The following is a 13,027-nucleotide window of genomic DNA, read 5'->3' as shown; positions in this document are numbered from 1 at the left end:
GCCGAGACAAAGGTGGAGCACCGTTGTCTCGGCGCCGCTGCTGCGGCTCAGTCGGCGGAAGTCTCCTTCACCGCCTCCTCTGCGCCATCGGCAGCGAACGCATTCTTCCTCCGCAGATGAGCCGCGGTGGCCATGGCACCGCCGACGGCGAGGAGCCCGGCACCGCCGCCGAGCAGAGGCAGAGTGCCGTCCGCACCGGTCCACGGCAGCTCACCTCCGTCCGAGGCGCCCGCTCCGGCGCCCGAACCGCTGCCGCCGGACCCGCCTGCGCCCGTATCACTGCCGGCGTTCGACGCCGCGCTCGCGGCTGCGGCCTCCTTCGCCCCGTCCTGAGAACTGTCCGTCGAACCGGACTCGCCGGCCTCCGTGCCCTTCTCATCCCCGTTCGAATCAGCGTCCTCGGTCGACCCGCTGCCGTCGGCCGAACCGTTCTCATCGGATGCGTTCTCATCCGCACCATCGGCGTCGGCGTCCTTCGGCGGATCCGTCGGATCCGGATCCGCTCCGCCGTCGCCCTTGATCACTTGGACGACCGTCGGGCGGGGCAGTGCGGCGACTCCCCGCTCGACGTCGGTCTCGTCCACATAATCGGGGAACTGCGAATGCTGAGCGGACCATTCGCCGTCCTCGCCCGGATGCTGGACGGCCACGAAGGCCGAATCGTACTCATCGTGCACAAGCGGTCCACACACCTCGGCCTCGCGCGGCACGGAGAGGAACTGCTCGACCCGACCGCGCTGCTCGCCGTCGATCGTGACCCTGAACAGCCCATCGCAGTACCCGATGCCGTCGGGGGCGCCGTCGGTGGAGATCCACAGATTGCCCGCGGTGTCGAAGGCGACATTGTCCGGGCACGAGATGGGTGAGACCTGATCTGCGGGAAACCCCGAGAAGTATGTGGCGTCCCCCTGCTTCGGGTCGCCGCAGACGATGAGCAGCGTCCAGTCGAATTCCGTTCCGGTGTGGTCACCGGAACGCTCGGTGATCTCGACGATGTGCCCGTCTCTGTTCTCGGTTCGCGGGTTCGTCTCGTCGGCCGCGGCCTTCCCGCCGGTGCCGCGATCGGAATTGTTCGTGCAGGCGACATAGATGCGCCGGTTGACCGGGTTCGGTTCGACGTCCTCGCAGCGGTCCATCTTCGTGGGCCCGACCTTGTCCGCGGCCAGTCGGGTGTTGACGAGGACCTCCTCGACGGAGAATCCCGACACCTGCGACTTTCCGTCCTTGACCAGCGGCAGCCACTGACCGGTGCCGTCGAATTCGCCGTCGGAGGGCACGTCTCCGCTGCCGTCGATCTCGGACTTCGGCGAGTTACCGGTGAACTTCGCAACGAAGAGGTCGCCTTCGGTCAGCAGAGTCTTGTTGTGCTCGCGGTCGCCATCGACATAGGTGCCTTTGGACACGAACTTGTAGAGGTAGTCGAACTTCTCGTCATCACCCATATAGGCCACGGCATGGCCCGAGTCGGAGATCGTGATGTTCGCACCTTCGTGCTTGAACCGACCCATGTTCGTGTGCTTGAGCGGCGTGGAATCCGGATCCCACGGATCGACCTCGACGATCCATCCGAAGCGGTTCGCCTCGTTGGCGTATCCGGCATTGTTCGTATCGAAGCGATCGAGGTCGGCCTCCCAGCCGTTGGCCGAATCCTCGCTGCTCAGTCCGTAGCGTCTGTCTGCCGCTGAGGCGCCCTGCGCTTTGAAATAGGAGTTGAAGTTCTCCTCACCGGAGACCAGGGTCCCCCAGGGGGTGAGCCCGCCGGAGCAGTTGCCGAGGGTGCCCTGCACCCTGTCGCCGTTCGGGTAGTCCTTCGTCCTCAGCAGGTCGGAACCGGCGGCCGGTCCAGTGAACTCGTATTCGGTGTCGATGAGGAAGCGGCGGTTCCTCTCTCCGTTGACATCGACTCTCCACGTGGACTTCTCATCCCTGCGGTTGAGTTCGGCAACGGTCAGTCCGTGGGCTTCCCGGCTGATCGCTCGTTTGTCGGCCTCGTCCATGTCGTCGGGGTACATGATGGCGTCGTTGGTGTACTCCTGGTTCGCGAACAGCACCGCCCGGTTCGGGTCCCTGTCGTCGACCTGGATCGAGAGGAAGTCGTTGTTGTACCCGAACTGACGGCGTTGGGACTCCGGACTCTGGTTCTCCGGGTCGAACTTCGGAGAGTCGGGGAACAGCGGATCGCCCCACCGCACGACCGGGTGCCAGGTGTAGCCGTCGGGGACGATGAACTCGTCGACTTCGTGCTGGACCGGATCGATGGCGGCGAAGTCGAGGCTGCCGGCGTCGGCGGCTGCCGCACGGCGAGCCGTCGGGCTCGGCGCGGTGGTCACCGCGACTGCCAGAGCTCCTGCCGCAGAGGCTCCGAGAACGGCACGCCGGCTGAGCTTGGCATCGACGATATCGCGGAAGTAGCCGTTCGAGGAGGTGTTGCACGTCGCCTTGAGGCAGGCGTTATCGCATTTCAGGGCGCAGGTGACCGGGCTGCGCTTGCCTCGCACATGGGCGGCCATCGGCAGAAGTCGTCTCATCGGTTCTCTCCTCGGTTCGGAACTGGGACTCCCTCCTGGCGCCCGCAGCTGCGACGAGCGGTTCCGGAGGGCTCACTGGACCGAGCCTTCCAGTGCCAGCTGGCCCGATTTCAACCCGACGATGAACGGAGTGTGAACCCCGAACGATCTGTGGATATCAGTTTGAGCCGCTTCAGGCGAGGTCGACGAGGGCGAGCACTCCCGGTGCCAGGAATCCCACCGCGTCGATGGCGAAGTGCGCCCACACCAGCGGCATGAGACGCCCCTTGCGCAGGAAGTACCAGCCGAAGATGATGCCCATGGCGAGGTTGCCGATGAACGGGCCGATGCCCTGGTACAGGTGGTAGCTGGCGCGGAAGACGGCAAGAGAGATGATGATCGTCCAGGGACCGTATCCGAGCTGCCGCAGCCGCTGCGCACCGAAGCCGAAGATGATGACCTCTTCGAGGATGCCGTTCTTCGCCGCCGAGAGGATGAGCACCGGAATGGTCCACCAGTGGTCGCCGAGGTTGGCCGGCTGGACCTCGGCAGTGATCCCCAGCGCTCTGCCAGAGGCATAGACACCGAGGGTGCCGATTCCGATGACGAGGAAGATGAGGAGCCCGTGCCCGAGGTCCCTGGCTCGCTGTCCTTCGGCGCCGAGGCGGGCGCGGAGGCGACGCGGATCACGGTCGCGCGTGAGCAGGTAGAGGGCCAGCGCGACGGGTACGAGGGTGAAGGCGATGTCGAGGAGCTGGTAGACCAGGTCGAAGCCGGGTCGGGACGACAGAGACGTGTTGAGCTTGGCCTGGGCTTCGCTGATCGGCCCGCGAGTGGCGATGTCGGCCAGGCGGACGATCGCGTAGGCCGCCGACTGTCCCAGGGACAGCGCCGCGACGAGTCCGAGCTCGAACCACAGGCGCGTTCTCTCCTGCGGTTCGAGCTCGGTCGTCATGAACTCAACTGTAGCCGGGGCGGCTCAGTGTTTGGGCTCGTGTCCTCCGTCGCTGCTGCGCGGCGTGGAGCTGCGCAGACTGAAGTCAGTCGCCCCTGGCCCGGAGTCCTCGCCGGACGGATCGGCTTCTTCCGTCTGCGACGTTCTTTCCGGCACGGAGTCCGTCGACCCCGGATCCGCCGATTGCATCGGTTCCTGCGCCGTCCCCGCTGCCGGGCCCCCGGCACCGATGCCCGCGCCGGCCGACGGCCGTTCGGTGGTGCGGGCGTCCGCGCGTGCCTCGGCGGCGTCGAGGACCTGGCCGCGGGCCGTGTTCTTCACATACTTCTTCTCGGCCCGCCGTTCCTTGGCGCCTTCGAGCAGCAGGTAGAGCACCGGCACGAGGATCAGCGTGAGCAGGGTCGAGCTGACGAGGCCGCCGATGACGACGATCGCCAGCGGTTTCGAGATGAACACTCCCCCACCGGTCAGGCCGAGTGCCATCGGCAACAGCGCGAAGATCGTGGCCGCCGCGGTCATGAGGATCGGACGGTAACGCAGCCGGGCGCCGTGGACGATCGCAGTGCGCAGGTCGACTCCGCGCAGCCGGAAGTGGTTGATGAGGTCGATGAGCACGATCGCGTTCGTGACCACGATGCCGATGAGCATGAGCAGACCGATCATCGACGTCAGGCCCAGCGGCGTATCGGTCAGCAGCGACAGCGCGATCGAACCGGTGGCCGCGAACGGAATCGAGACCAGGAGGATCAGCGGCTGCAGCAGCGACTTGAACGTGGCGACCATGATGACGAAGACGATGAGGATCGCGGCGAGCATCGCCAGCCCCAGCTGTGCGAACGCTTCGTTCTGCTCCTGGGTCGCACCTCCGGTGTCGACGCTGACCGAATCCGGCAGGTCCACCTCGTCGAGGGCGGACTGCACATCGGCCGAGACCGCACCGAGGTCGTCGCCTTCAGGGGTCACCGAGACGGTGGTCGAACGCTGCGAATCCGTGTGCCGGATCGTCGGAGCGGTCTTGACCTCCTTGACGTCGGCCACATCATCGAGCTTGATGAACCGCGGTTCCGACGTCGCGGGTGCGCCGGCCATGGCCCCGGGGTCACCGGCAGCACCGGCTCCCCTGTCGCCACCAGCGCCGCCGGCCGAGCCAGCACCTTCGCCCCCGGCCCCACCTGCGCCGCCAGCGCCTTCGCCGCCGGCGGCACCGGCACCACTGCCGCCGCCGGCGGCACTGCCACCAGCACCGCCTGCCGCTCCCGCACCACCGGCCGCTGGGGCCGTCGCCTTCGGCTTGCCGGGGATCTTGAGGTCACGCAGCTTCTCCACGGTGTCGGCATTGCGGTCGAAGAGCATCACCGAGTGGGAGACATCGTCGATGACGACCTCGCCGATCTGCTGTCCGTGCATCGCTCGCTGCACGTACTGGCCGATGGAGGCTTCGGTGAGATTCTCCTTCGCAGCCTTCTTGTGATCGACCTTGACCTCGATGACGGGCTGGACCGCTTCGACATCGCTGGTGACCGACTGGGTCCCCGAGACGCCGTCGAGCTTGTCCGTGACCTTCTTCGTCGCGTCCTCGAGCTGCTTCGGGTCCGAAGCCGAGAGTGTGATGTCGATCGTCTGCGAACCGGGAGCCGAGCTCTGGCTGAGCACCTCGACGTCACCGACGCCCTCGAGATCGTCGAACTGCTTCTGCAGATCGGTGGAGATCGACTGTGCAGAGACTCCGGACTTCGAATTGACGATATAGGTGCCCGTCAGCGAGGAGTCGTCGGTGTATCCGAAGGTCGAGCCGCCCAGGGACAGCTGATAGGACTCGACGTCGCCGGCATCGGCGAGGATCTTCTCAACTCTCTCAGCCTGTTCCGAGGCCTCATCGAGATCCGTGCCCGGGTCGAACGTCTGCGAGATCTGGAGGGAATCCTGACCAGTGTCCCCGAACAGCTCGGTCTTCAGCTGCGGGATCATCGCCCCGGTGCCGGCCAGCACGAGGACGGCGACGAGGATCATCACGATCGGATGCTTCGTCGAGAACGAGATGGCCGGCATATAGGTCTTCTGCAGCCGCGTCACCGGCGAATGCATGCCAGCGAGCTCGTCGACCTCCTCGGTGCCGTCCTCGGATTCGCCGTAGCGCGGATGGTTCGCTGCGACTCCGGCGGCCCCGCCCCGGGGTGAGCTCGAGGCTTCCTCGGCCCTGTCCCCGTCCGTGGTCTCCTCGGCGCCGGCAGAGATGTCGCGTTTCCTCTCCGCCTTCTTCGCGGCCCTCTTCTCCGACCGCCAGCGGGTGAGCATGGTCTTGCGGCTGCGGCGGATCTCGGCCTTCTCCGCGCGGCTCAGCTTCACCTTGGCCTCTCGCTGGCGCAGGAACCAGTAGGCGAGGACGGGAACGATCGTCAGCGCCACGAACAGCGAGGACAGCAGGGCGATGGTCGCGGTCAGGGCGAAGGGCCGGAACATCTCACCGGTCTGCCCGGTGACGAAGGCCAGCGGCAGGAACACCGCCACGGTCGTCAGGGTCGAGGCTGTGATCGCTCCGGCCACCTCGGAGACGGCCGCGAGGATGTTCGAGAACTTGTCACCGCCGGAGGCATGCCGTCGTCTGATCGCCTCGATGACGACGATGGAGTCGTCGACGACGCGTCCGACGGAGATCGTCAGCGCGCCGAGGGTGAGCATATTCAGCGTCTCCCCACCCATCCACAGGCCGACCAGCGCAATGAGGAGGGACAGCGGGATCGAGATCGCGGTGATGATCGTCGCCCGCACTGAGAGCAGGAAGACGAGGATGACCAGGACGGCGAAGAGCAGACCGAGCCCGCCTTCGTTGAGCAGGTCGTGGATCGACTGTTCGATGAACGGCGCCTGATCGAACGCGGAGACGAACTCCGTGTTCTCGCCCATCGTCTTCTCGAGTTCCGGCAGCTTCTCGGCCACCGCGTGCGAGACATCGACGGTGTTCGCATCGGATTCCTTCATCACCGACACCGACAGCGAGGGCTGGCCGTTGGTCCGCGAGATCGATTCGACGGGTTCGTCGACGAGTTTGACGTCGGCGACGTCGGAGACCGTGATCGGGCCGTCCTCCCCGCTGATGACGAGGTCCTTGATCGCGTCGAGGGATCGGATGCGGGTGCCGACCTCGACCGGGGCCGTACCGTCGGCCCCCTTGAGTTCACCCGCCGAGGTGGGCACGCCGTTGGACTGGAGGATCCCAGCCACCTCGTCGAGGTTGGCTCCTTCGTCCTCGAGGTCGTCGCGTCGGATGCTGATCTCGACCTGTTTGGTCTTCGCCCCGGCGATCTGGACCTGGGAGACACCGTCGATGCGCTTGAGCTCCGGTTCGACGATGTCCTCGAGATCCGCTGCCAGGTGGTCCTCATCGGCGTCGGAGGTCACGGACAGCGCGAGCACCGGGATGTCGTCGGTGCCCATCATCATCACATTGGGTTCGACCCCTTCGGGCAGGGTCGGCTGCACCTGGGAGACGGCACGCTGCAGGGCCTTGATGACGTCATCGGAGTCGTCGCCGTACTTCGTGCTCACAGTGATCTGCGAGCTGCCCGCCGACGAGGTCGAAGTCATGTCCTCGACCTCGGGCAAGGCAGTCAGCGCCCCTTCGAGCGGGTCGGTGACCTCGGATTCGACGGCTTCGGGAGTGGCGCCCTCATAGGAAGCGCTGACTGTGGCCTGCGGGTTCTCGAGCGAGGGGAACAGTTCTTGTTTGAGAGCCCCGGCTCCGATGACGCCGAAGATGACGGCGACGACGGAGATGAGCGCGATCAGCGCCCGGTTCTTCAGGCTCAGCCGGGTCAGGAAACTCACGAGGGGGACTTTCTTATCGAAGGCAGGGCGCCGACGAAGCACGCCGACGTGACCATCCTAGTGAGTGTCCGATGAGAGTCACATGAGGAAAACCTGACTCCTCAGGCTCCGGCAGCCGCACCTCGCACTTCCCGCGGACGGGTCTCCCGCCCGAAGAACCAGAGACCGGCGGCGATGACGCCGAGGACGCCGGTGAGCAGGAACGCCCAGGAGTAGTCGAAGCGGTCGACGATCGCACCGGCGATGATGGGGCCGACGATGGCACCTCCGTCGAGGGCCATCTGATACTTCGCGAGCACGCGACCGCCCTTGCGCTCGCGCCCGATGACATCGGCGACGGTCGCCTGCTGGGCGGGATTGGCCAATCCCGAGCCGATGCCGGCGACGACGGAGAAGACGAAGAACACCCAGATCGCGTCGGTGAAGGCCAGGGCCGCGGTGGTCACGCCGAGGACGAACAGACCCCATTGGATGAAGGGTTTGCGGCCGAGCGTGTCCGCGAAGCGTCCGACGACGGTCACTGCCGAGGCATTGCCGATGGCGAACATCGTCAGGGCCAGACCGGCCACAGCGGTGTCGGCCTGCAGCGCCTGGATGGCGAACAGCGGGTAGATCGCCACCCGGATGCCCATCGCCGACCAGCCTTGGACGAACGCAGAGACCAGCGCGGACCGATATGCGGAGTCCTTCCACGCCTGGCGGAAGGTCATGACCTCCTGCTGCGGTTCGTTCTTGGCCGCTTCCAAGCGTGCGCGCCCGGACTTCGTCGAGGAGCCGAAAGCCGCAGTCGAGGCCAGGAAGACGCGAACGACGATGGCCGCCAACAGCAGGCCGACGGCGTAGATGACGAATGGGATGCGCATCCCCCAACCGGCCATGGCCCCGCCGAGGACGGGGCCGGCGATATTGCCGACGAGGAAGGCAGTGGCATAGGTCGACGAGGCCTTCGCGCGGGCATCGATCGGGGCGAGCCGGACGATGAGCGCCATCGCCGAGACGCTGAACATCGTCGAACCGATGCCTCCGAGTCCGCGGAAGATCAGCAGCTGCCAATAGTTCTGGGCGAAGGCCACAGCGGCGGTGGAGGCGGCGACGATGAGGAGCCCGGTGATGTAGATCCGGCGTTCGCCGAAGGCATCGACGAGGCGGCCGGACGAGGGCGAGAAGACGAAGCGGAAGAACGCGAAGGATGAGACGACGATGGTGGCGGCAGTGACGCCGAAGTCGAAGCTCGCCGCGAACTGCGGAAGGACGGGGGCGATGATGCCGTAGCCGAGCGCAACGATGAACGCCGCAGCGACGAGGACGTAGATCTCCTTGGGCAGTCTTCGGCCGGCCCGATCGGCAATTGCGGCGTCGGTCGTCGCCTCATCGTTGTCCGCGGTCACAGGGTATCGAGGAACTGCTCGGGGCGGGGAAGGGGGCGGGTGCTCGAGGCCAGCCGCTGACGGTACCGTTCGGGCACGGCTCCGATGTAGAACCATCCCATGAGGAGTTCGGAGTCCTCCAGCCGATGGAGTCGCCGGACCGGTGGTGTGTTCGCCAAGGTCCCCGATCGCCACATCACTCCCCAGCCGGCCTGCCAGAGGGCGAGTTCGAGCAGGTGTCCGGCACCGGCGGCGGTGGCACGCTGCTCCCATTCGGGGACTTTCTCGTGCTCGGTCGGTGAGCACACGAGCGCGAGCAGGAGTTCGGCTCGCAGAGGCTTCCTGTTGACCTCTCCGGGTTCGCGAACCACACCGGCGGCCTCGTCGAGTGCCGCACCGAGGCGGTGCCGGTCGTCTCCGCGGAGGATGAGGAAGCGCCAGGGCCGCAGGCCCTTGTGGTCCGCGACCGAGGAGACAGCCCGGATCAGCTCGAGCAGGTCTGAGTCGCTGGGTGTCTCCGGATCGACCTTGGAGATCGAACGGCGGGTGGACATGGCGTAGAGGACGGGATCGGCGACGATGTCGATCGACGAGGGCATCGAATAGTCCGGGCCACGACGAGTGTGCGCAGTGCCGGCGGAGTCGGGATCGGCCTCTTCCGCCGCCGGAGATTCCCGGGCATCCTGGGCGGCCAGAGCCTTCGCCCACGGACCGGTGCTGCCGTCGAGGAAATGGGCTCGCGCACGTTCCCGTTCGAGCTTGCCGGCTTTCTTCTCCGCGCACTCTGCGGTCTGCCCGGAACGATGCCGGTGCTTCTTCTCTTTGTGCTTGTCCTTCTTGTGTCTGCCCATCAGCTCACCCACTCGGCGAAGGCCGCGCGGGCACGGCTGAGCTTCGGGTCGATGATGACGCGGCAGTATCCGCTGTCCGGGTTCTCGGTGTAGAAGTCCTGATGGACCGCCTCGGCGGGGTAGAAGGTCCCCAGAGGTTCGAGCGTGGTGACGATCGGAGCGTCGAAGAGCTTCTGCGCGGACTCGATGGCCTGGGCAAAATGCTCACGTTCCGTTTCATCGCGGTAGAACATCGCCGACCGGTACTGGGTTCCGACATCGTAGCCCTGGCGGTTGAGGCTCGTGGGGTCGTGGCCGGTGAAGAAGAGCCCGAGGATGATGTCCTCGGGAACGGTCTCGGCGTCGAAGGTCACCTGCAGCGCTTCGGCATGACCGGTGGTGCCGCTGCAGACCTCCCGATAGCCGGGATCGTCGGTGTGTCCGCCCGTGTACCCGGAAATCACTTCGGTCACACCAGCGGTCCGCTGGTAGACGGCGTCGAGGCACCAGAAGCAGCCGGCGCCGAGGGTGAGGGTGCGAAGATCACTCATATCTCGTACAACGATGACGCTCTCAGGTTATTCCCCGTCGATGCGAATCCTCAGACGCCGCAGGCGACCGTCATCGATGTCGAGGCTCAGCCGCAGCCTGCTGGTCGAACCACCATTGCTGGCCGAACCACCATCGGCGGTCCCTCTGACCGGGTAGGTCTGCGTCGCCGGGCACCACTGTCGGGGTCGAGGCGGCGGGGCGAACGTCGATCCCGGTCACATCCTCGCCGTCGAGGAGCTGAGTCAGCTGCTGCGGGTCCCGGTGAGCCAGGTCGGGCCCGCATCGGCGAACGCGGTGCCCAGGCGCAGGACGGGCTCGTCCGCAGAGGGGTTTCACATCACCATGCCCGAGGGCAGGGCGAAGCCGAGTTCGGCGGCGGCTTTCTGCGTCGAGGGCTGGTGCCAGAGTCGTGCCACTGAGTCGTTGGTCGCCAAGGAGCGCATCTCGGCCCTGTCGAGGAACAGGATCCCCGAGAGATGATCGGTCTCGTGCGCCACGATGCGCGCCGACCAACCGGACACCACCTCGGCGAGGGGATCTCCTGTCAGGTCGAGCCCTCGCAGTTCGATCTCACGCGGGCGGGCGACCACAGCCTGGTAACCGGGGATCGACAGGCAGCCTTCGTAGAAGGCGACGTCGGCACCGGTGGCGCGTTCGTAATGAGCGTTGAGGACCACCCGCAGAGGCAGCGGCGAGCGCTCACGCACCTCGGCGACCTCGGGGTCGCGGGCTCCGGGATCCTCGGCGACGAACATCGACAGACCGATGCCCAGCTGCGGCCCGGCCAGGCCGACGCCGGGAGCGGCGAGCATGGTCGCGCGCATCACCTCGGCGAGCTGCGCCAGCTCCGCATCGTCGACCTGTCCGTCGAAGGGGCGGGTCTTCGCGCGCAGGATCGGGTCGCCCGCCTCGACGATGGGAGCGATGCCGTCGCCTGCCTCGGCTGCGGCGAGGACGGTTCGGATCTGCTCGGCGATGGTCGCATCGGCGGGAGTCATGGGCGCTCGCTCCTCAGACTGCGCGGGCGACGATGAGCTCCGCGTGCTTGAGCAGCGGTGCGTCGATCATCTTGCCTTCGTAGGCGAAGGCGCCCTTCTCCGTCGCGGCGAGGTCGAGGACGGCCTGGGCCCAGCGCAGCTGTTCGTCGCTGGGACGGAAGGCGTCGCGGACGACCGGCACGTGGCTGGGGTGGATGGACACCTTGCCGGAGAAACCGGACTGCACGGCGTCCTCGGCCTCGCCGGCCAGTCCCTCGAGGTTCGGGATATCAGCCCAGATCGAGTCGAGAGCATACTTGCCGTGAGCGCGGGCGGCGAGCAGGGTCGAGCTGCGCACGTGCTTGGCGACGTCGCGATAGTCTCCCTCGTCGGTGCGGGAGGAGCCGCCGCCGAGGTCGGCGATGAGATCCTCGGAGCCCCACATGAGGGCGTAGGCGTTCGGGGCGGCGGCGATCTCTGCGACGTTGACGGCTCCCAGCGCGGTTTCGATGAGTGCGATGACTTGGTAGTCGGCGAGGATCGTCAGGTCCGCGCCGCGCTCGGACTTCGGCAGCATCACGGCCGCATAGTCGGTCTTCGCAAGCATCTTGAGGTCCTCATCGAGGTGCTCCGAATCCCGGGCGTTGACTCGCACGACCGTCCTCGTGGGGTCGAGTGGGAAGTCGATGATCGACTCCCGGGCGGCGGCCTTGTCCGCGTCGTTGACCGCGTCTTCGAGGTCGAGGATGACGATGTCGGAACGCTCGGCGGCTTTAGTGTATCGGTCGGGGCGATCGCCGGGGACGAAGAGCCAGGCGGGTTTGAATTCCAGGGCCATGCTGCTGCTCACTTTCCGGATTCGGTCGCTGGGTTCTCGGGCTGCGCTTCCGTCTGGGCGGCTTCAGCGGAGTGGCTCGAGTCGAACATCATCGTCTGGCGCACGGCTTTGGCCACCAGCGTGCCGTTCTGGTTGTAGCCGCGGTGCTCAAGGGTGACGATGCCCTGTCCGGGCCGGGACTTCGAATTGCGCTTGTCGAGGATCGTCGTCTCCGCATAGAGCGTGTCCCCGTGGAAGAGAGGCGCGGGGAAGGCGACCTCGGAGAAGCCGAGATTGCCCACGATCGTGCCCTGAGTCAGCTGCGTCACGGACAGGCCGATGAGCGTGGCCAGGGTGAACATCGAGTTGACCAGTCTCTGGCCGAAGGGCTCGGTCTCGGCGAAGGCCGCGTCGAGGTGCAGGGCTTGGGTGTTCATGGTCACGGCGGTGAACCAGGTGTTGTCCGCCTCGGTGATGGTCCGTCCCGGCGCATGCCGGTAGGTGGCCCCGACTTCCATCTCGTCCAGCCACAGACCTCGTTGTTCGATGACCTTATCGCTCATGTGTCGCTCCTCACTCGTGATGATTCGAGTTTATCGTCATTCACCGAAGCCCGGTGAACCAGGGGTCGGGACCGGTGCGCCGGCTCCGACCCCTGCTCTGCGTTCCGCGGCTCAGATGTCGCCCTCCGTCGCTGATGCCTCGCGTTCCGAGGCGAGCGCCTCCTCGAGGACGCGGAAAGCTGATGTCCAGCCGTCGTAGGCGCTTGCGTCCTCGCCGGAGTCGTCGGGAAGTCCGATGAGGGTGAAGGTCATGCGCGTGCGGTCAGCGGCGATCTCTTCGAGTTCGACACTCACTCGCGGAGCGTCGTCGATCGAGCCGGGAACTCCCCATGTGAAGTCGAGACGGACAGGTGGGTCGATTCGCAGGTATCTGCCGGCTGTCGGAAACTCCTGACCGGTCTCCTCGATGCGCATGGTGTGAAGTCGAGACGGACAGGCGGATCGATCCGCAGGTATCTGCCTGCGGTCGGAAACTCCTGACCGGTCTCCTCGATGCGCATGGTGTAGGTGTAGGTTCCGCCGACCCGGAGGTCGACGCTCACGGTTTCACGCGGAGTTTGCAATCCCTCCGGGTGGAACCATCGGGCCATGACGTCCGGGTCCGTCCAGGCCTGCCAGATTCGCTCCCGGGGCG

At 66.3% G+C, this 13,027-nt stretch carries 11 protein-coding genes; all 11 read right to left on the bottom strand.

The genetic code is table 11. The features are described from left to right. Positions 1–47: 47 nt before the first annotated feature. Entirely contained in the window at positions 48–2,528 is a 2,481-nt protein-coding gene (locus IHE57_RS07535; protein ID WP_209372189.1) for a PhoX family protein, read from the bottom strand. 172 nt (positions 2,529–2,700) lie between these two features. Then, complete coding sequence (locus IHE57_RS07530) at positions 2,701–3,462, bottom strand: CPBP family intramembrane glutamic endopeptidase (RefSeq protein ID WP_209372187.1); 762 nt, start codon at positions 3,460–3,462, stop codon at positions 2,701–2,703. 24 nt (positions 3,463–3,486) lie between these two features. After that, the gene (locus IHE57_RS07525) at positions 3,487–7,287 is read right to left on the bottom strand and encodes an efflux RND transporter permease subunit (RefSeq protein WP_343071908.1); all 3,801 of its coding nucleotides are present in this window, start codon (positions 7,285–7,287) and stop codon (positions 3,487–3,489) included. A 101-nt stretch (positions 7,288–7,388) separates the two neighbouring features. Further along, entirely contained in the window at positions 7,389–8,675 is a 1,287-nt protein-coding gene (locus IHE57_RS07520) for an MFS transporter (protein WP_366933892.1), read from the bottom strand. Then, positions 8,672–9,505, bottom strand: a complete 834-nt coding sequence (locus tag IHE57_RS07515; RefSeq protein WP_209372183.1) for a nitroreductase family protein — start codon at positions 9,503–9,505, stop codon at positions 8,672–8,674. The genes IHE57_RS07520 and IHE57_RS07515 overlap by 4 nt, the downstream gene beginning before the upstream one ends. Beyond that, positions 9,505–10,035 carry a peptide-methionine (S)-S-oxide reductase MsrA gene (msrA, locus tag IHE57_RS07510; RefSeq protein ID WP_209325886.1) on the bottom strand — a complete coding sequence of 177 codons (531 nt, stop codon included), beginning with the start codon at positions 10,033–10,035 and terminating at the stop codon, positions 9,505–9,507. Before msrA ends, IHE57_RS07515 begins: the two co-directional genes overlap by 1 nt. Before the next feature lie 333 nt (positions 10,036–10,368). Beyond that, positions 10,369–11,034 carry a peptide deformylase gene (locus tag IHE57_RS07505; RefSeq protein ID WP_209372181.1) on the bottom strand — a complete coding sequence of 222 codons (666 nt, stop codon included), beginning with the start codon at positions 11,032–11,034 and terminating at the stop codon, positions 10,369–10,371. A 13-nt stretch (positions 11,035–11,047) separates the two neighbouring features. Further along, positions 11,048–11,851 (bottom strand): HpcH/HpaI aldolase/citrate lyase family protein, encoded by an 804-nt coding sequence (locus IHE57_RS07500; RefSeq protein ID WP_209372372.1) that lies wholly within the window; start codon positions 11,849–11,851, stop codon positions 11,048–11,050. A gap of 8 nt (positions 11,852–11,859) precedes the next feature. Next, positions 11,860–12,393: a MaoC family dehydratase gene (locus IHE57_RS07495; RefSeq protein WP_209325889.1), complete on the bottom strand. Its 534-nt coding sequence runs from the start codon at positions 12,391–12,393 to the stop codon at positions 11,860–11,862. Between the two features lie 111 nt (positions 12,394–12,504). Then, positions 12,505–12,801 (bottom strand): SRPBCC domain-containing protein, encoded by a 297-nt coding sequence (locus IHE57_RS16340; protein ID WP_366933905.1) that lies wholly within the window; start codon positions 12,799–12,801, stop codon positions 12,505–12,507. Beyond that, a complete protein-coding gene (locus tag IHE57_RS16700; protein ID WP_366933904.1) occupies positions 12,684–12,983 on the bottom strand; it encodes an SRPBCC family protein in 300 nt (99 codons plus the stop codon). Before IHE57_RS16700 ends, IHE57_RS16340 begins: the two co-directional genes overlap by 118 nt. Between the last annotated feature and the right edge of the window lie 44 nt (positions 12,984–13,027).

This window comes from Brevibacterium renqingii (genome assembly GCF_017808105.1).
Lineage (GTDB): Bacteria > Actinomycetota > Actinomycetes > Actinomycetales > Brevibacteriaceae > Brevibacterium > Brevibacterium renqingii.
Note: the sequence above shows the minus strand (reverse complement) of the source record. Positions and strands in the feature narration are given on the sequence as shown.